This is a genomic window from Bacillus sp. MSP13, assembly GCF_000815295.1.
Taxonomy (GTDB): Bacteria; Bacillota; Bacilli; order Bacillales; family Bacillaceae; genus Bacillus; species Bacillus vallismortis.
In genome coordinates this window covers 66,601-84,156 of record NZ_JXAQ01000011.1, presented here as the reverse complement: position 1 = coordinate 84,156, position 17,556 = coordinate 66,601, and the positions used below count along the sequence as shown (strand labels likewise).

At 41.4% G+C, this 17,556-nt stretch carries 20 protein-coding genes and 1 pseudogene; 2 read left to right on the top strand and 19 right to left on the bottom strand.

Features of this window, described 5'->3' with window-relative positions; all coding sequences use genetic code 11:
- Positions 1–153: 153 nt before the first annotated feature.
- From hag to degS, 15 genes and pseudogenes are all read right to left on the bottom strand, one after another.
- Positions 154–975 (bottom strand): flagellin Hag, encoded by an 822-nt coding sequence (gene hag, locus SC79_RS12645; RefSeq protein ID WP_039075354.1) that lies wholly within the window; start codon positions 973–975, stop codon positions 154–156.
- A gap of 144 nt (positions 976–1,119) precedes the next feature.
- Positions 1,120–1,344 (bottom strand): carbon storage regulator CsrA, encoded by a 225-nt coding sequence (gene csrA, locus SC79_RS12640; RefSeq protein WP_039075353.1) that lies wholly within the window; start codon positions 1,342–1,344, stop codon positions 1,120–1,122.
- Positions 1,338–1,769, bottom strand: a complete 432-nt coding sequence (fliW, locus tag SC79_RS12635; protein ID WP_039075352.1) for a flagellar assembly protein FliW — start codon at positions 1,767–1,769, stop codon at positions 1,338–1,340. Before fliW ends, csrA begins: the two co-directional genes overlap by 7 nt.
- A gap of 20 nt (positions 1,770–1,789) precedes the next feature.
- Positions 1,790–2,365 carry a DUF6470 family protein gene (locus tag SC79_RS12630; protein WP_039075351.1) on the bottom strand — a complete coding sequence of 192 codons (576 nt, stop codon included), beginning with the start codon at positions 2,363–2,365 and terminating at the stop codon, positions 1,790–1,792.
- Between the two features lie 46 nt (positions 2,366–2,411).
- A complete protein-coding gene (gene flgL / locus SC79_RS12625; RefSeq protein WP_039075350.1) occupies positions 2,412–3,308 on the bottom strand; it encodes a flagellar hook-associated protein FlgL in 897 nt (298 codons plus the stop codon).
- 9 nt (positions 3,309–3,317) lie between these two features.
- Complete coding sequence (flgK, locus tag SC79_RS12620; RefSeq protein ID WP_039075349.1) at positions 3,318–4,841, bottom strand: flagellar hook-associated protein FlgK; 1,524 nt, start codon at positions 4,839–4,841, stop codon at positions 3,318–3,320.
- 18 nt (positions 4,842–4,859) lie between these two features.
- A complete protein-coding gene (flgN, locus tag SC79_RS12615) occupies positions 4,860–5,342 on the bottom strand; it encodes a flagellar protein FlgN (protein WP_010328773.1) in 483 nt (160 codons plus the stop codon).
- Positions 5,343–5,356: 14 nt separating this feature from the next.
- Entirely contained in the window at positions 5,357–5,623 is a 267-nt protein-coding gene (gene flgM, locus SC79_RS12610) for a flagellar biosynthesis anti-sigma factor FlgM (RefSeq protein ID WP_010328774.1), read from the bottom strand.
- A gap of 79 nt (positions 5,624–5,702) precedes the next feature.
- Positions 5,703–6,122, bottom strand: coding sequence for a TIGR03826 family flagellar region protein (locus SC79_RS12605; protein ID WP_039075348.1), 420 nt, complete (start codon positions 6,120–6,122; stop codon positions 5,703–5,705).
- 71 nt (positions 6,123–6,193) lie between these two features.
- A pseudogene (locus tag SC79_RS12600) lies at positions 6,194–6,916 on the bottom strand (phosphoribosyltransferase family protein).
- A complete protein-coding gene (locus SC79_RS12595; protein WP_039075347.1) occupies positions 6,880–7,176 on the bottom strand; it encodes a late competence development ComFB family protein in 297 nt (98 codons plus the stop codon). The pseudogene SC79_RS12600 and the gene SC79_RS12595 overlap by 37 nt, the downstream one beginning before the upstream one ends.
- Positions 7,177–7,235: 59 nt before the next feature.
- The gene (comFA, locus tag SC79_RS12590; RefSeq protein WP_039075346.1) at positions 7,236–8,609 is read right to left on the bottom strand and encodes an ATP-dependent helicase ComFA; all 1,374 of its coding nucleotides are present in this window, start codon (positions 8,607–8,609) and stop codon (positions 7,236–7,238) included.
- Positions 8,610–8,713: 104 nt separating this feature from the next.
- Complete coding sequence (locus SC79_RS12585; RefSeq protein WP_039075345.1) at positions 8,714–9,559, bottom strand: DegV family protein; 846 nt, start codon at positions 9,557–9,559, stop codon at positions 8,714–8,716.
- A 98-nt stretch (positions 9,560–9,657) separates the two neighbouring features.
- Entirely contained in the window at positions 9,658–10,347 is a 690-nt protein-coding gene (gene degU / locus SC79_RS12580) for a two-component system response regulator DegU (RefSeq protein WP_003219701.1), read from the bottom strand.
- An 82-nt stretch (positions 10,348–10,429) separates the two neighbouring features.
- Entirely contained in the window at positions 10,430–11,587 is a 1,158-nt protein-coding gene (gene degS, locus SC79_RS12575; protein ID WP_039075344.1) for a two-component sensor histidine kinase DegS, read from the bottom strand.
- A 215-nt stretch (positions 11,588–11,802) separates the two neighbouring features.
- Here degS and SC79_RS12570 point away from each other — a divergent pair, with 215 nt between their 5' ends.
- Both SC79_RS12570 and SC79_RS12565 read left to right on the top strand, forming a co-directional pair.
- Positions 11,803–12,456 carry a YigZ family protein gene (locus tag SC79_RS12570; protein WP_039075343.1) on the top strand — a complete coding sequence of 218 codons (654 nt, stop codon included), beginning with the start codon at positions 11,803–11,805 and terminating at the stop codon, positions 12,454–12,456.
- Positions 12,456–13,556 carry an LCP family protein gene (locus SC79_RS12565; RefSeq protein ID WP_039075342.1) on the top strand — a complete coding sequence of 367 codons (1,101 nt, stop codon included), beginning with the start codon at positions 12,456–12,458 and terminating at the stop codon, positions 13,554–13,556. Before SC79_RS12570 ends, SC79_RS12565 begins: the two co-directional genes overlap by 1 nt.
- A 71-nt stretch (positions 13,557–13,627) precedes the next feature.
- On the opposite strand, the gene SC79_RS12560 is transcribed toward SC79_RS12565, so the two are convergent.
- The 4 genes from SC79_RS12560 to tuaF form a co-directional block, all read right to left on the bottom strand.
- Positions 13,628–14,704, bottom strand: coding sequence for an MraY family glycosyltransferase (locus SC79_RS12560; RefSeq protein WP_039075341.1), 1,077 nt, complete (start codon positions 14,702–14,704; stop codon positions 13,628–13,630).
- 144 nt (positions 14,705–14,848) lie between these two features.
- Positions 14,849–16,042, bottom strand: a complete 1,194-nt coding sequence (gene tuaH, locus SC79_RS12555; RefSeq protein ID WP_082022729.1) for a teichuronic acid biosynthesis protein TuaH — start codon at positions 16,040–16,042, stop codon at positions 14,849–14,851.
- Between the two features lie 28 nt (positions 16,043–16,070).
- Positions 16,071–16,829: a teichuronic acid biosynthesis protein TuaG gene (gene tuaG / locus SC79_RS12550; RefSeq protein WP_039075339.1), complete on the bottom strand. Its 759-nt coding sequence runs from the start codon at positions 16,827–16,829 to the stop codon at positions 16,071–16,073.
- A gap of 24 nt (positions 16,830–16,853) precedes the next feature.
- Positions 16,854–17,534 (bottom strand): teichuronic acid biosynthesis protein TuaF, encoded by a 681-nt coding sequence (gene tuaF / locus SC79_RS12545; RefSeq protein WP_039075338.1) that lies wholly within the window; start codon positions 17,532–17,534, stop codon positions 16,854–16,856.
- Positions 17,535–17,556: the final 22 nt, after the last annotated feature.

The following is a 17,556-nucleotide window of genomic DNA, read 5'->3' as shown; positions in this document are numbered from 1 at the left end:
CTCATCCATTTTAGATTTCTTGTTTAGATATACTTTTATCAAGCTAGCGGGCAATCCGGTTATTATATCATGAGTTAGTGACAACAAGAGGAATGATTCGGAGATAAGAATATAAAGTAAAAGACCCCGGCAAACGCCAAGGTCCTTTTAAAATTAACGTAACAATTGAAGTACGTTTTGTGGCTGTTGGTTCGCTTGCGCAAGCATCGCTTGAGAAGCTTGAGAAAGAATGTTGTTCTTTGTGAACTCGCTCATCTCTTTCGCCATGTCAACGTCACGGATACGAGACTCAGCAGCTGTTAAGTTTTCACCAGAAGCGCTCAAATTGTTAATTGTGTGCTCTAGACGGTTTTGTACCGCACCAAGTTTAGAACGTTCGCTAGAAACACTTGTAATAGCAGTATCAATTTTAGCGATCTCAGTGTCAAAATCAAAAGTAGTTGCTGACACATCAATAGCGTTTACTCCTAATGTTGTTGCATCCATTGAGCCAATAGTAACATTAATGTTTTGTCCAGCATTTGCACCGATTTGGAAAGTGAATCCAGCAGTTTCAGTTCCATCTAATAACTTTTTGCCGTTAAATTCAGTACGATTAGAAATACCATCAATCTCTTGAACTAAAGCATCCATTTCATCTTTAATTGCAGTTAAATCTTCTGTTTGCTGTGTTCCAGTGTTTCCTGCTTGAACAGTAAGTTCACGCATACGTTGAAGAATCGCGTGAGTTTCAGTCAATGCACCCTCAGCTGTTTGGATAAGAGAAATTCCGTCTTGAGAGTTTTTAGAAGCCATTTCAAGACCTCTGATTTGTCCTCTCATTTTTTCAGAGATCGCAAGACCTGCTGCGTCATCTCCCGCACGGTTGATACGAAGACCTGAAGAAAGTTTCTCCATGTTTTTTTGTGCTGCACCGTTATTTGAACCTAAACGGTTTAATGTGTTAAGCGCTGCGATATTGTGGTTAATTCTCATTGTTTTGTTCCTCCCTGAATATGTTTTTGGCACGTCCTTGTGCCTCATTTTTTTATAACTGGCGGAGTTTTTCGCGCCTCCTGCCGGCTACATCATTAATATCGGATTATCACTGATTTTGTTAATAGAAAAATAAAAAAATCCTCACTTTTTTTGTGAGGATAATGCGGAGATGACATCGCCGGATAACGCTGCCGCGCGGTTGTTTTCTTCCTGAATAGTTAAGTATATTTCTTTCCGGTGAATATCAATATGCTTTGGGGCTTCAATTCCCAGCTTCACTTGATCACCTTCAACCGAAATGACTTTCACTTCAATATCAGCACCTATTTGAATCGCTTCGTTTATTTTCCGCGATAAAACTAGCATGATTCTCCTCCAATCGGATGCTTTGTCGTATATGAGGAGTCGTGTAAAACGACTTGCTTAGCCTTCATGTTCTTGCGATTCACAATAATGGGAGCCAGTAAATTGGCAGTCGATTTTTCGAACGGCTCAGCCATTGTCAATATGGTCATGACTTCCACGTCTTCAATGTTATCAATATCCAAAAGCTCGGCGGTTGATGCATCAAGGTCAAATTCATAGTTCTTAAAAAAGATGAACGGACTGACAACAATGAACGCAAGATTTTCTGAAGTGACGGACTGCAGCGCCACGAATGGAGAGTCTTCTGACAGCGGAAGAATAACGAACTGTTTTTCTTCTAAAAAGCCTGGAATCCCGCTTTCAAAAAGAATAATTTGTTCTTCTTTTACGTTCATTTGGCCATGGTACTTCGTTTGAATGATCATTGTTCACGATCCTTTTCTGTTTACTTTTCGGATGATTCTTTCGGGTATTCTACATCTATTTTTAAATCAGGGTATTGCAGCATGTCAACCTTAACGTTCCCCGGCGTATAATCCACAATTGGCTTATTCGGTTCAGCCTGAATGACAGGCTTTTGCGGCGTAATCTGAATATCAAGCTGTGACGGGGTATATTGTATTTTCACTCTTGAAAGAGAAGGAGCATAATGTTCGCCTAATTGAATTTGTTGCATTTCAGAGTTCCTCTTTGCTTGTGAAGCAATTGGATTCCCTTTGTTTTCAATTCTCATAAGCTCCTCTCCTTCTTCTACAGTTCGGGCTATTCCCGCCATTACATCCTCCTGCCCTTGTTGTGCGGCTTCTTCAATTCTTTTGAAAACATGCTTTCTGTCTAATTCTTCCCATGCTTGCGTTTGGTCAATCGTGAGTTTTCCAGGCGTCACCGTTATTTCCATTTCCGCGCTTGGCTGTTCAATTTCGAGATCGGCTTGCGGCTGCTCCATTTTTAAGGTGGCGGGCGTCGTCGTTAAACCGATTTTCCCTTGAACACTGTGCATAATCAATCTGGGAATTTGCATCACTCTACCTCCTAAACTATAAAAAAAGCGAACTCCTGAGAGCCGCTTACTTTAAAAAGTCAATCAATGTAGGCTGAACAATTTGCGCATTTACAGCAAGGGTAGCCCTATGCACGCTTTGCTGCGCAATAAATTCTGTTATTACTTTTTCCAGTTCTACATCTTCATTGTCAGACAACACTTTTGTAGCTGTTTCTTCTTGAGCTGAGAGTCTAGTATTAATCAGTTCAAGACGATTATATCTTGCTCCGAGATCAGAGCGTTCAGCGCTCATGCCGCTAGAAAATTGATCAATATCCTCTAAAACATTGTCCATGCCATCGAGTGAGTCGGAACTAAGTGCTTGCTCAAATGAGTCAAGCATTTCAAATACATTCTGTCCGCTTTCAGACGTGCCCCCAAAGGCTGACTTTGGATCTGAATTCACTTTTAAGTTCATATTATTTGATATATTGACCACAACATCAGCAGTATCGGAAATGGTATAAGTTCCATCTCCGTTATCAGTAACCGGAGGCGTGTCTGAATTCGTCCCATTAAAGATATATCTGCCGTTCACTTGTGTATTCGCAATTTTTAAAAGCTGATCCTTTAACTGCTTTACTTCTACGCCAATCGCTTGTCGCTCATCTTCACCATTTGTGTCATTTTCAGCCTTAATAGCTAAATCTTTGACTTTCGCTAAAATGTCAATTCCTTCAGTAATGTTTGTTTCTGAGTTTTCAAGCCAGGTAAAAGCTTGAGAAGCATTACTTTGATATTGCTGAACTTGAGATAATTGCGTATGGTATTTTAAGCTTTTCATAGCTACGACAGGATCGTCGGATGCTTTTGAGATTTTTTTTCCTGAAGAAATCTGTGATTGAAGATTATCCAGCTTCGAGTAGCTTGAACCGATATATCTCAATGAGTTTTGCTGAATCATGCCTTGTGTGACTCTCATTTGATCTACCTACCTTCCTCCGACACCCATGCCGTTAATCACTTTATCAAGGATTTCGTCTTGTAAAGTCACCATTCTCGCAGCAGCATTGTATGCGTGTTGGAATTGAATCATATTCGTCATTTCTTCATCTAAAGAAACCGCGCTCATTTGCTGACGGTTGATGTCGGCGTCATTAAGCTGTGTTTCAGTATTAGACGCGAGCCGATTCGCTTCTTGCGCTTTAATTCCAAGCTCGCCAATCAGTCCCGCATAGAAATCCAGCACACTTGTTTTTGTGCCATTAATGGTAATATCACCAGTTAAAACATTCGCTAGCTTTGTTGCATTCGCATTGTCATTGGCAGCGCCAGTTAGTGAGAAAGCAATGTTCGCGCCTTTTGAATCTAATATGCTGTCAGCAATTTTAATCTTGCCCGCTGCTCCTTTTGCCGGCTCAGATTCGCCTCCGGTAAAATCAAAAAAGTTACCGCCTTGCTCTCCGCTTTTGGTCAAACCATTTTTGTGAACCTCATTGAAAGCTTTGGCGAAATCAAGCGCCATATTATCAAGGTCAGAAAGCATATTCGGGTACGCGCCCTTTACTTCGCCGCCTGCTGTTACATATCCGTAAGATTCTATAAATCCTAAAAGAGACCCTTTACTGCTGAATGACCCAGCCTGTACAGCAGCGCCTCCGATTGAAATACTTGATACTAAACCCGTTCCATTATCATAATTGGCTGCGAGTTCAGAAACCTCATAATTTTTACCGTCCAAAACAGTTCCCAGCGACTGTTTATTTTTATCAATGATTTCAATTGATACAGTTCCTTCAGCAGAAGCAAGTGCATTCCCGCCTGATTTGTTATAGCTGAGTTTGATATCAACCATTGAAGATAATTTATCGATCAGCACATCCCGCTGGTCATATAAACCATTCGGAATAAGCCCGACTGGCTCCACTTGCGCAATTTGCTTATTTAAGCTGTTTAATTGAGAAAGCAGAGAATTGACATCTAATACAGTAGTATCCAGCTCCGCTTTTAAGTTTGTTTGGACATTTGTAAGTGATTCAGACAGGTAATTAAACGTTTCTGCTAAAGCTTTTCCTTTTTCAGCAACAACCGAACGCGCGCTGTCTTCATTTGTATTGTTTGATAACTCCTGAAGGGAATTCCAAAATGAATTGAGCACACTGTTTAAGCCGCTCTCATCCATCTCATTTAAGATGCCTTCCATTTGGGACAAAGCCTTGGCCTTAGTGTCGTAGTAACCGGCACTGTTGTTTTGGAGGCGGTATTGGTAGTCAAGAAAGATATCTCTAATTCTCTCAACTGATTTGCCTTGAACACCCGTTCCTATTTGTCCCGCGGTTTTTTCTGCGTTTTTTGATACAGCAGGAAAATAGTCAGTTGCTTCCAATGAGACCCGCTGTCTTGTATAACCGTCTGTATTGGCATTTGCCACGTTATTTGCAGTAGTGCTTAACGCTGCTTGCTGAGCGCTTAACGCCCGCCTTGCAGTTTCAAGCCCCATAAAGGTAGATGTCATGTTCTGAATTCCTTTCTGCTAAGCTTTTGAATCAAATAGCTTCATTCGGCTGCTCTTCGGAAGCTCAGCTTTAATTGATTTGCTGTAATTGAAGTTATTTTCCTTAGGAACCAGCATATCGTACGAAATTGAAATGAATTGCAGCGCGTCTCTCGTGAGCTGCCTATTCATCTCATTCACTTCCTTCAGACGTCCGATAGCGTTAGAAAGAGACTCATATAGTTGTTCCAGCTCTTCCTTTTCACTGCCTGAAGTTTTGGCGATACATGCGGAAATGGTGTTGTTTTCACTGTATCCGAGAAAGGCGGAAGTTGCTTTGATCCGGTCATCTTCTGTCTGTCCGATTGCTTGTATATATTTTTGCTCTTTTGTCAAAATGTTAGAAAGCTCTTTCGTTTTGCCGGCCTTGAGCGCTTCCGTCTTTTCCTGAGACAGCGTGAGCAGGTGCTCATGAAGAACGCAAAGTCGCTTCAATTGGTCAATAATTGGCTTTGCTGACATGGGCTTTCTCCTTTTTATTGCTTTTTATAAAAATTAACAATATTTTTCGCTATATGATTAGCGTCTACTTTGTATGACCCGTTTTCAATTTGCGCTTTTAGCTGCGCAATTTTTTCCTGACGCGAACCAGTGACTGCATCAGATGCATGTTGCATTTCTTTAGCCTGTGATGAAATCTCAATTTTATCTTGAGGCTGTGCAGCATTTTTTTGCACCGCTTGCTTTTCATATTTTTTTTGGTATGGATTAACGGATTGTGTTCCAAATTGATTGATTTTCATAGGATTCCTCTCGCTTTCCGTTGCAGTCTTTAAACAATCTAACCCTTTTATCGACTGCGGTTTCAGTTAGTTTAGGGAATCAGCTGTTTTTGGTATTATAGGCATAGTACGTGTCTTTTTTACTATTTTCCCTTTCGGTTTTCAGTGTATCTTCATGGTCCAAATGATCCATTTGAGCCTTTATATCTGACTGGCAAGCCTTGCAGAACTTGCCTTCTCGAATCGATGTCCCGCACCTCTCACATGGGTATGCCAAATTAGGAAGATGAGTGATTTGAATCCGTTTCTGCCTGATGAATTTCAATATCAGCTCTTCTTCTACACCTGTTTCCTCTGTTATGCGGTCCAAAGTTGATTTCCGATTTTCCTGTTTTCTTAAAAACTTATATACAGTCTCAAATGACTTTTCTTCTTCCTTAATACACGCCTGACATACAGTTTGCAGCTTTGTTTTTAAAAATAAAGTATTGCATTTTGGGCAATTCGCCAGTTCTCCCATCTTCTTTTCTCCTTATTCGATAATATACCTGTTAATTTCTAGTGATTATATCGGCAGAAAAACAGAATCATTTAGCTTCTGATCAAGGTAAAAGATGCCACAGAACCGGCTTTCCCCTTCTCTAATAAGCAGCGGGCTGCAAAATGCAAAGTAGCGCCTGTTGTATAAAGATCGTCTATTAAAATGATATTCATACCTTCGACTGAATTGTTTTTTGTATCAAAAAAATGCTCTGAAAGCAGGCGTTCTGCTTTCGTTTTCTTAGACTGTTTCTCATTATTCAAGCGGAAGAGGGCACGGCGGATAGGACGGTCTAAGCATTCTGCGAGGAGCTGTGCCTGATTAAATCCACGCTCCTTTTCCCGTTCCTTGCTCAGCGGAATAGGAACGAGAACAACATGCTTATCGGGGTAAACCTTTGAGAAGGTTGAAGAGAAATCACTTTTAAATGCATTTATGATTTCTGCATCTCCTCTAAATTTAAAACGGGAGAGTGTTTCTTTCATCATATCATTATATGTGTAAACTGAACGGTTTTGGCGCAGCAGCAAGCTGTCATTCATCTATAATTTCCACGTCTCGCAATCCTTGCATAGCTCATGAATGGATTGAGGCTTGCCGCATAGCGGGCAGATATGCCCTGTGATTTTTTTGAATTTGCTTCTGCAGAAATGACAGACCTTTTCTTCAAGCTTTAATAAAAAAAGAGCTCTCCATGTAACAGGTTGAGAAAATGGCGTATCACATAATAGACAGATCAGTTTATGAATCCCCCCTCCCGCTTCTTTTGGCATAATTCGTTTGGACTATCTGAAATCACCGCAGCAGATTCAGCCAAAATCACAAGCATAGCCGTATTTTTTTGTTTATCTACCAACTCAGCTTTCGTATATGCGACCTTTTTAAGATCAGTAACATAAGATGGTCTTACTTGATTCAAAGAAAGTGCCAATACATCGTTTTTGCATACTTGGCAAGTGCAAGTCATATGAAGCTGGTCCATATATCGGTCGAGCAGTTCTTTCATTATGATTTCTTTGGAATTGACAAGCATTTTTACAGCCCCTCATCATCAGTTATATGAGTATACTGTACCATGTTTTCAAATAATGGCTAGTCTGTTCTTTCATTTTTTTCCGCCAAAGCATTCATTTCTTTTATATGCTTTCTTGCATCCAGCATACTTTTTGTTTTTCCGTAGTGAAAGAAAATAACATCGCCGTCCGCGTATTCTTTATGCCGGCCGGTTCTTCCTGCGATTTGCACAAGTGCGCTTTCCGTAAAGATAGGTGATTCCGCTCCTAATATCCCTGTTTGCACCTTATGAACCGTAACGCCTCTTTCTAATATTGTTGTTGTGATTAAAAGATCAAGCTGACCATCTCTGAATTGCTGTACTTTTTCTTTTCTGTCCTTATCTTCCGCATGAACAGACGCCGTTCGGCAATGAATATCTTTAAAGCAGGCCGCTGCCTTTTCTAAAACAGAAACGGAGGGAACAAATAAAAACACAGGCCTCCCTTCTTTCACATGAAACTCTATCCATCTTTTTACCGCTGGCGGGATTTTATTTCGGATTAATTTCTTTTTCCAGTTTCCGCACCATAGAAAACGCGGTTCTGGAAGAGGCTTCTGATGGTGTCTTGCTGGAATGCGAATTGAATGCAGCTGTCCGTTCAGTGTTTTTCTTTTTAGTTCTTTAGAAGGTGTTGCACTTAAATAAACCAGGGTGCTGTTTTTCTTTTTGGCTTTTTGAACAGCGAATTGAAGAGTTGGATCAGCGGAATACGGAAAAGCATCAACTTCATCAACGATGATAACATCGAATGCGTCTTTATATCGCAAAAGCTGATGTGTAGTGGAAATCACAAGAGGAGATAGACGCCCTTTGTCCTCGCTGCTCCCGTATAGTGCCGCAATGTCAGCGCCCTGAAAAGCGGCCTTGAGCCTTGGAGCAAGCTCTAATACAACATCGGTGCGGGGTGTCGCAATACATACACGCAGTCCTTGATTTAATGCTGACTCTATACCGGGGAATAATAGCTCTGTTTTGCCAGCGCCGCAAACTGCCCAGATGAGGAGTTCTTTTTTTCTGGATATTGCTTCAATTAAAACATTGGCGGCTTTTTGCTGTCCGCTTGAGAGCTCGCCATTCCAAGTCAGCTTGATAGGCTTCCAATGGAGTTCATCCTCCTCTTTCCATGAATATAAAGGCACTTCCTCACTTACTCTTCCCATCATGACACAGGAACGGCAATACAGCTGCTTCTTTCCAGATGTGTGATAAAAAGAAAAATAACGCTGATCACTTTGGCCGCACCTATTACACCTATACTCCCGTTTATTTTTGGATATTGAGTTTTGAGCGCCAATATAGCCGTTCTTGATATGCCATTCAATCAGCTCATCGGAAAATGGGACTTCAGTTCTGAGCAAATGACGGCCTTGAAGCGTCTGCTGTAATTCTTTTGAGAAAGTCATATTCATAGCACCGGCTCCTTTCGAGAAAGTATGGCTGATTGAATATTTTCTGTCCAGTGGTCAAAATATGAATATAAAAAAATCTCCGTTGCTAAAACGGAGATTTCACGTTATTGAAAACACCAGCAAATTCCAAGCGCGCCCTCACCCAAATGAGTGCCGATTACCGCTCCAAAATAACTGTTATAAAATTCGACATGGGGATATTTTGCAGAAAGCTCCTCAATGATTTTCGCTGCTTCTTCTTCTCGATTAGCGTGAATAACAGCAACGCGCATAGGCAATCCTTTACTCGCATCCTCGTCTAAAAGCTCATAAATTCGTGAAATTGCTTTTTTACGTGTGCGAATCTTCTCAAAAGGCACAATTACCTTATTGTCAAAGTGAAGAATAGGCTTTACCTTTAGAAGACTCCCAATAAAGGCCTGGGCACTGCTTAATCGTCCGCCCCGCTGAAGATGCGCTAAATCATCTACCATAAAATACGCCCGAACTGTTTTTTTCATTTCTTCCAGTTCTTTTATGATATCTTCCGGTGATGACGCTCCATTTTTGATTAATTCAGCAGCTTTAAGAGCATAAAAACCTTGAGCCAAACAGCTGATCTCTGAGTCAAATGGATACACGTTAATATTTTCCACCATTGCGTCAGCCGCTGCTGCACTGCTGAACGTGCCGCTTATTCCGCTGGAAAGATGGATACTGATAACCGCATCATAAGACTTGCCAAGCTCTTCATACAAAGCGATCAGCTCGCCGATTGGCGGCTGTGAAGTCGTGGGAAGCTCAGTATGTTTCTTTACTTCCTCGTAGTAGCTTCTCCAGTCCAATTCGATTTCTTCACGATATGTTTCTTCACCAAACACAACCTGGAGTGGGATCATATGTATTTGATGTTGTTCACGCATTTCTTGCGGGATATATGCCGTGCTGTCTGTTACGACTGCAATATTCATAGATTCGATACCTGCCTTATTGCTTAATAAATCTATTGTAAGCGAAACGGCAGACTAAAAAAAGACCTGCCTAATAAAAGGCAAGTCTCGTAATTATACTATCTCATTTCTACCCAGCCATTTTTAATGGCGACCACAACGGCTTGCGTCCGGTCGTTTACATTCATTTTCTGCAAGATATTGCTCACATGGTTTTTGACGGTTTTCTCACTGATAAACAATGATTCACCGATACCGCGGTTGCTTTTTCCGTCTGCAAGCATCTGCAGCACTTCACATTCCCGTCTAGTTAAGATATGTAATGGTCTGCGGATTTCAGGGTAGACCTCATGCTGAGGGTGTGCAGAAACTCCGCTTGTTGCAAGACGGCGAAATTCGTTAACGAGGTTGTGAGTAACCTTCGGATGAAGATAAGAACCTCCCTCGGCAACTACTTTAACCGCTTCAATTAATGTATCGGCATCCATCTCTTTCAGCAGATAACCTCTCGCGCCGGTTTTCAGGGCATGTGTTACATAATTTTCGTCATCGTGAATTGATAGAATAATTACTTTAGATTCAGGATACAGCTCTACAAGCTGTTTTGTAGCTTCCACACCATTTACGTTTGGCATATTGATATCCATGATCACAACATCAGGATGATAGTGCTCGACAATACGAGCCGCTTCATCTCCGTCGTCCCCTTCGGCTACCACTTCAAAGGTAGGTTCAAAATCCAATATCCGTTTAACACCTTCACGAAATAACTGATGGTCGTCGATAATAACAATGTTTACTTTAGTCACAAGCCACGCCTCCTTTTATTATTGTTCTATATACGCTAGCATTCGGTCAATATGCCATTTGGCTCTATTTTACAAATCATAGTCAAAGAGATAACGGAACCTTGATCATAATAAATGTCCCAAGACCTATTTTCGAATCTATTGTGATGGTTCCTTCCAATAAATCTACTCTTTCTTTCATGCCAAGCAAGCCGAATGATTTGTTTTTCTTCTCTTTCGCTTCCTTCAGGTCAAACCCTTTGCCGTTATCTTTTATCATTAAAATCACAAAATCCTTTGTGATCTCAACTTTGACAGTAATTTCTTCAGATTCGGAATGCTTTAGTGCATTAGACACAGCTTCCTGTGCGAGCCTGAATAACGCCACTTCAAACTGGGGCGCAAGCCGCCTATCCTCTGTATCACCGATGCACTGAAAATGTATTTTAACATTACCGTTATATTCCTCTGTTGTATATAGATATTTTCTCAAAGTTGGAATCAGACCCAGATCATCAAGGGCCATCGGTCTTAAATCATATATAATCCTTCTTACTTCGTAAAGAGCATTTCGCACATTTTGACGGAGATTTTTAATTTCTTGGAAACCGTCCTCAGTGCCGCGGTCACGGAAAATCCGCTCGATTAATTCCGATCTCATCATCACATTTGCCAGCATTTGAGCCGGTCCGTCATGAATTTCTCTTGAGACCCTTTTTCGTTCTTCTTCCTGCGCTTCAATAATTCTCAAGCCAAAATCCTGTTTTGCCTGAGCATCAGCAAGAAGCAGTCCGACTTCGCGCAAATCCTGATTCAAGTAGTTAAGGACAACTGTAATTTGGCTTACTAATGATTCCGACCGTTCAATGATTTCCTGAAGGCCTAACAATCTGCGCTCTAAATCATCCCGGCGTTCGCGCAGCTGCTTCTCTCGCTGCTGGATCATCGTCAATTCCACCTGCAGCTTATGGGCTTTTTCGTAAGCAGTGCGAATTTCCTCCTCGCTGAATCGATGAAAATTGCGGCTGACCTCGGATAAACGGTTTCTCGCATGGCGGGTTTGCACTTCTAGTTTATCGCCTAGCTCGATCACTTCATAAACCTGCTGTTTAATCTGTTTTAGTTCTTCAACCAGCTGTTCATACTGCTGGCGTGACTGTTCCCCGATTTGAAAAACCTCGTCCTTGCTCCCGTCAACGGTTTTCAGCATCTTCATCAAAATAGAATCCAAAACTTTGGAATCCATCTTTGTTTTATTCATAATTTCCCTCCGTCACGGCGTTGTTATATATTTTTATTATAAATGTAATTGATCTGCAATTTATGTCGAATTATAATGAAAGAATGCGTATATTCTAGAAAAAAACAATTTTATATACCTTCTATTCTTTATGATACCAAAATACGCACAAAAATTCTAAAGACTGTACGAATTTGTATAGGCAGTCTTTTATGCTTAGCAGGGGGTCAGCAAGCATGCTGCACAGCTATTTTACTGTGAAAGAAGCAGGAGAACACGAGATTGTTATAGAAAAATCGCGTTTTATCTGTCATTTAAGCCGTGTTTCTACTGAACAAGAGGCACAGGAGTTTATACAGAAAATAAAAAAACAGCACTGGAATGCAACTCATAATTGCTCGGCTTACGTCATTGGCGAAAACGACCATATCCAAAAAGCCAATGATGATGGAGAACCAAGCGGCACAGCGGGAGTGCCGATGCTTGAAGTATTAAAAAAACGCGGCCTTAAAGATACTTGCGCCGTTGTTACACGATACTTCGGAGGCATTAAACTTGGGGCCGGCGGATTAATTCGCGCTTATGGGAAATCAGTGTCTGAAGGATTAAATCATATAGGTGTTGTAGAACGTAAGCTCATGCGGGTCATGCATACTTCCGCGGATTACACGTGGCTCGGCAAGATTGAAAATGAACTAAGAGAATCACAATTTCTGCTAAAGGACATCCATTATGCCGAACATGTTGAATTCGAAGTATACGTGGAAGAAAAAGAAACAAACGCGTTTTCTGAGTGGATGACAGAACTGACAAATGGAAAGAGTGATATTAAAGAGGGAGAGTTGACGCACCTTGAAAAAGCCGTCAATCACATAAAGGAGACTGAATAATGACTGAACGCGTTAGAGTGCGTGTGCGAAAGAAGAAAAAGAGCAAACGCAGGAAAATTTTAAAAAGAATGATGTTATTATTCACCCTTGCCTTATTGGTGGTCGTAGGGCTTGGAGGATATAAACTTTATAAAACCATTAGCGCTGCGGATGATTCATATGATGCTCTTTCCCGCGGAAATAAATCAAATCTTCGCAGTGAAGTTGTTGATATGAAGAAAAAGCCGTTTTCTATTTTATTTATGGGGATAGAGGATTACGCGACCAAAGGACAAAAAGGGAGAGCAGACTCTCTTATTGTCGTTACCCTGGATCCCAAAAATAAAACCATGAAAATGCTGAGTATTCCGCGTGATACACGTGTGCAATTAGCCAGTAACACAACCGGAAGCAAAACAAAGATTAATGCCGCTTACAGCAAAGGCGGAAAAGATGAGACAGTTGAAACTGTTGAAAACTTCTTGCAAATCCCGATCGATAAATATGTCACAGTTGATTTTGACGGATTTAAAGATGTTATTAATGAAGTTGGCGGTATTGATGTAGATGTGCCGTTCGATTTTGATGAAAAAAGTGACGTGGACGAAAGCAAACGGATTTACTTCAAAAAAGGCGAGATGCATTTAAACGGCGAAGAAGCCTTGGCGTATGCCCGTATGAGAAAACAGGATAAACGCGGAGACTTTGGCCGTAATGACAGACAGAAACAAATCTTAAATGCGCTGATTGACCAAATGTCAAGTGCAAGCAACATTGCTAAGATTGATAAAATCGCTGAAAAAGCAAGCGAAAACGTTGAAACCAACATTCGCATTACGGAAGGTTTAGCGCTGCAGCAGATTTACAGCGGCTTTACCAGTAAGAAAATCGATACGTTGAGCATTACAGGATCTGATTTATATCTAGGGCCGAACAACACATATTATTTTGAACCAGACGCCGCAAATCTGGAGATTGTCAGAAAAACGCTCCAAGATCATTTACATTATAGTCCAGATACAAACAGCACCGGCACAGATGAAAGCACAACAACTGACGGTACGACGTATTCGAATGACGGCAGCACAAACTCAAACAGTACAACGGATTCATCCTATTAAAAAATGCCCGATCTTCTTTAGAGATCGGGCATTTTTGCGCAGAAAAAACTCCGGCATCTTCGCCGGAGTTTTTAGTTTCGTTTCACCAGCCGTTTATAAAACTTCGTAAACGGCTTAAATTTTTCATTCACGAGTCCTGTCACTTCTGCTATGATTTGCATAAAAAGAATTAAAATAAAGATAATAAACAAAGAGAGCCAAATTGTGGCACTTTTAAGCACAATGGCACTGATGCTGAAAATAAATCCAATGAGATAAATCACAATGACCGACATTCGGTGTGAAAGGCCAAAGGCCATCAGTCTATGGTGAATATGGGACTTATCGGGTGCCGAAATCGGCTGTTTGTTTAAAATTCTTCTGATGATCGCAAATGTTGTGTCAAATATCGGCACGCCTAATATAATAATCGGGATAACGATACTGAACAATGTTACGCTTTTATACAGGCCTAATAATGAAAGAATCGAAATACAATACCCTAGAAAAAGCGATCCTGTATCACCCATAAAGATTTTTGCGGGATGAAAGTTATGGAACAAAAATCCAAGTGTACTGGCGATAACCACCAATGAGAGTGACAGAATAAGTACTTTTCCTCCAGATAGCGCCATAACGGCGATCGTTGACAGGCCGATAACAGAAAGACCGGCAGCAAGGCCATCCAATCCGTCAATCAGGTTAATCGCATTTGTGATGCCGACAATCCATAATACTGTCAGCGGATAAGCCAGCCATCCTAGCTCAAACCGTTCTGCTAAAAAAGGCACTGAGAAAAAGTCCATTTTTAAACCGGTGCTTACAATCATAATGGCTACACCTAATTGAATCAAAAACTTAACTTTTGCACTTAATTGATATTTATCGTCAAGAATACCTAACACAACAATGATGAATGCTCCGACTGTAATAGCCGTCATTTTTGTTTCTGTGTAAATACCGGCTGCAAGCACACCTGCAACCACTCCGATAAAAATGGCCAGCCCGCCCATCCGGGGCATGATTTTGTCATGTACTTTTCGATTGCTGGGCTGGTCAACTGCACCTATTTTAATCGCAATCCTTTTTACGATTGGGGTTATGATTAAAACTGTCAGCAGCGAGACAATAAACGCAACAACAATGCGAATCATGCGTTCGTCAAGCATAAAGAAGTCTCCTTTGGGATCAAATAAAGTCTTTATTTATATAGAGAACCGTTCCTTCCATTATACCTTCTCCCTAGTTATTATAACAAGCTTCATCAAAAAGAAACACGCATAATCAAAAAACGCGCATCCCAATTTATAGGACTACGCATGTTTTTGAATCCCTGTATATTTCATTATTTTTTTAAATAAGCAATTCCAATCTTTTGCGCGGGCGATGTTTCGGCGCATTTCTTTATACGTTTCATCCCCGTGTTGGCCGAGCACTTTTTCGCACGCGGCGATAAAATCGAGCGGGTGACCGCCTTCTACATATTCGTATACATACGGCTTTTTCATTTTTGAGGTTGACGGAAGATTAGAGCCGACGACAGGCTTTCCCGCCGCTAAAAATTCAAATAGTTTCAGTGGAAACACAGCTTGATTATACGATGATTTTTTATATGGCATGATGCCGATGTCGATAAGCTCCATATAATGCGGAACTTCTTTTGGATCTGCCGGACCGGTCCATATCACATTGGGAAGCCTCAGCAGCTCTTGAAACGAGACATCGCCATTAGTGGCATCCGGCCCAACCCATAAAAATGTCCAATCAGGTTTTTGGAGCGCTGCTTCTTCAATCATTTTAAAATCGAGCTTAGGCTTAATTCCGCCGATAAAACCTAATACAATTCCTTCTCTTCCTTGCAAGATGCTGCGATCGGAAGCCACTTGATTTGCAGAAAACAGCTCATATTCCACACCATTTTCGACAGTATGCACCTTTTCTCGTCCCGCTGTCAGTTTCTTGTCTACTTCTTTGTGGAGATAATCCGATGAACAAGTAATGGAATCGGCTCGGTGGATAATTCTCAGTTCTGCCGACTTAATGACTTTTCGCCGGAATTCAGACAGCAAATTTGAACGGCCGCTGATCGGCGCCGCCCATAAATCACTGCAATCATAAATCACTTGATCCCAAGAATACAGCGAAGACAGCAGCGGGAAGCCGGGGAACGTGTACCATAAACAGCAGCGTTCACCGTTTGCAGAAGCAGATGCCAGTTCATCAAGTAATGGTGATAATTTATGCCTGTAAAAAACATCTGTATAACGTCCAAAACGAAACATTTTTTTCTGCAGCAAGTCTTTGACAGCGAATTGCCTGATGCCTGAATGAACTTGCTGAAACTCATTCTCTTGGGCGCGTGGAGCCGGACACACCCAAATGACTTCCTTTGTTTCCTCCTGTGCAGCTAAAAACTCCGCCAGCCTATGCCGCCTGTATCTTAATTGGTCTTTTCCCCATTCAGCAGTGGCAACGATGACATGAATGATTGCTTCTTTTGTTTCCACCTTCATCACCTTTTCTCTCTGTTTGCGGCTATAATCTTTTTTTCACCGCATTTTTTGCATATTGAACAAAACACCATGTTGCTTTGATGAAATGAAGCCGTTCAATCTCCCTGTAAACAAACCACGTTTTTTTTGCAGCCTTCCATTTGTTGCTGGATATCGAGTTATTCACAAGTCGGTATTCAGCCAGGCATTCATTCATCCCATAAGCGGTAAACCCTTTTTTTAAAAGAGACAGCCAAGTGGCCAAGTCCTGCCGCGTTCTAATATTCGGCATTTGGATCTGTCCCGTTTGCTCTCTGTCAATCATAACCGTCAAACAGCCGATAATCGTATTTTTCAGGGCATCGTCGTACGTCAGGCTTTCCGGGGCATGAATAAACTTATCGAGCGGAGTCCCATCCTGCGCCATTAAGCTATAGCCTGTGAAAGAAAATGCACAGGAGCGCTCCATCATAAAATCAAGCTGCTTTTCCAGTTTATCTTTTTTCCATTTGTCATCACTGTCCAAAAAAGCTACAAATCGTCCTTGAGCGCGCTCTAACGCTTTATTGCGAGCAACCGCAGCTCCACCGTTCGCTTCCATATACACCACATGAATTCTTTCATCTCTTTCCTCATACTGCTTTAAAATGCCGCGTGTCCCATCCGTTGAGCAATCATCCACGATAATCATTTCCCAGTGAGGGTGGCTCTGATCCAACACTGACTGAATCGTGTCTTCAATATAGTCACGCGCATTATAAGAAGGTGTAATGACAGATACGAGAGGTTTCCAATTGGTCATGATCACATCTCCATCGGTATGATTTTAAAAGGATTCTCTGAAAAATTCAGGAATGACAACGAACATAAAGGCAATCGCGAGGCCGATCATAACGCCAAGAACCGCTTTCTTTTTCGGGGACATTCCGCCGCCCGCTGCCTCACTTACGGTTTCAGAATCAGTGACACTGGCAGCTTTCAGATTAAGCTGCGTGTTTTTCAGTTCATATAAAAATCTCTCTTTATCCACCTTGGAGTCCTCACTCACCGTCTCGCCTTCGAGTGCGTCTATGCTGCTGCGGATAACGGCTTCTCTTTCTGCATACAGTTTTTGATCGTTTTTGAGAAAGGCGGAGGAAATGGCGTTTAAGACGGATTCCGTTTTATCCTTGTCCTTATCGCTATAGCTCAATGTCAGCAAAGATTTGGATTCCGTTTTAATGGTGAGTTTTTCCTTAATCTCAGCCAAATCTTCATCCTTTTCGTCAGGAAGAGCCTCCTTCAAAAAAGAGTCACTCTTAAGCAAAAGAGGAATTTCCTCTATGCTGTTGTAAACTGGATGATCATATCTCCCCACAGCTAAAGTGTCTTCAGCTGTATAGCGCTTTTGGTCAGCGATCTGGGACGGCAGGATATACCCAGCCACACCTAATATAATGGGCACTGCTATCATCCAAATGATATTTTTTTTCATGCGACGGGCTATTCTTGTCAATATATCGTTCATATAAGTCTCCCTGCTTTTTGTA

Excerpts from the sequence above, each read along its gene's own strand:
- hag (WP_039075354.1), bottom strand. The coding sequence starts at position 975 with ATGAGAATTAACCACAATATCGCAGCGCTTAACACATTAAACCGTTTA.
- csrA (WP_039075353.1), bottom strand. The coding sequence starts at position 1,344 with ATGCTAGTTTTATCGCGGAAAATAAACGAAGCGATTCAAATAGGTGCT.
- fliW (WP_039075352.1), bottom strand. The coding sequence starts at position 1,769 with ATGATCATTCAAACGAAGTACCATGGCCAAATGAACGTAAAAGAAGAA.
- SC79_RS12630 (WP_039075351.1), bottom strand. The coding sequence starts at position 2,365 with ATGCAAATTCCCAGATTGATTATGCACAGTGTTCAAGGGAAAATCGGT.
- flgL (WP_039075350.1), bottom strand. The coding sequence starts at position 3,308 with ATGAGAGTCACACAAGGCATGATTCAGCAAAACTCATTGAGATATATC.
- flgK (WP_039075349.1), bottom strand. The coding sequence starts at position 4,841 with ATGACATCTACCTTTATGGGGCTTGAAACTGCAAGGCGGGCGTTAAGC.
- flgN (WP_010328773.1), bottom strand. The coding sequence starts at position 5,342 with ATGTCAGCAAAGCCAATTATTGACCAATTGAAGCGACTTTGCGTTCTT.
- flgM (WP_010328774.1), bottom strand. The coding sequence starts at position 5,623 with ATGAAAATCAATCAATTTGGAACACAATCCGTTAATCCATACCAAAAA.
- SC79_RS12605 (WP_039075348.1), bottom strand. The coding sequence starts at position 6,122 with ATGGGAGAACTGGCGAATTGCCCAAAATGCAATACTTTATTTTTAAAA.
- SC79_RS12595 (WP_039075347.1), bottom strand. The coding sequence starts at position 7,176 with ATGCTTGTCAATTCCAAAGAAATCATAATGAAAGAACTGCTCGACCGA.
- comFA (WP_039075346.1), bottom strand. The coding sequence starts at position 8,609 with ATGAATATGACTTTCTCAAAAGAATTACAGCAGACGCTTCAAGGCCGT.
- SC79_RS12585 (WP_039075345.1), bottom strand. The coding sequence starts at position 9,559 with ATGAATATTGCAGTCGTAACAGACAGCACGGCATATATCCCGCAAGAA.
- degS (WP_039075344.1), bottom strand. The coding sequence starts at position 11,587 with ATGAATAAAACAAAGATGGATTCCAAAGTTTTGGATTCTATTTTGATG.
- SC79_RS12570 (WP_039075343.1), top strand. The coding sequence starts at position 11,803 with ATGCTGCACAGCTATTTTACTGTGAAAGAAGCAGGAGAACACGAGATT.
- SC79_RS12565 (WP_039075342.1), top strand. The coding sequence starts at position 12,456 with ATGACTGAACGCGTTAGAGTGCGTGTGCGAAAGAAGAAAAAGAGCAAA.
- SC79_RS12560 (WP_039075341.1), bottom strand. The coding sequence starts at position 14,704 with ATGCTTGACGAACGCATGATTCGCATTGTTGTTGCGTTTATTGTCTCG.
- tuaG (WP_039075339.1), bottom strand. The coding sequence starts at position 16,829 with ATGACCAATTGGAAACCTCTCGTATCTGTCATTACACCTTCTTATAAT.
- tuaF (WP_039075338.1), bottom strand. The coding sequence starts at position 17,534 with ATGAACGATATATTGACAAGAATAGCCCGTCGCATGAAAAAAAATATC.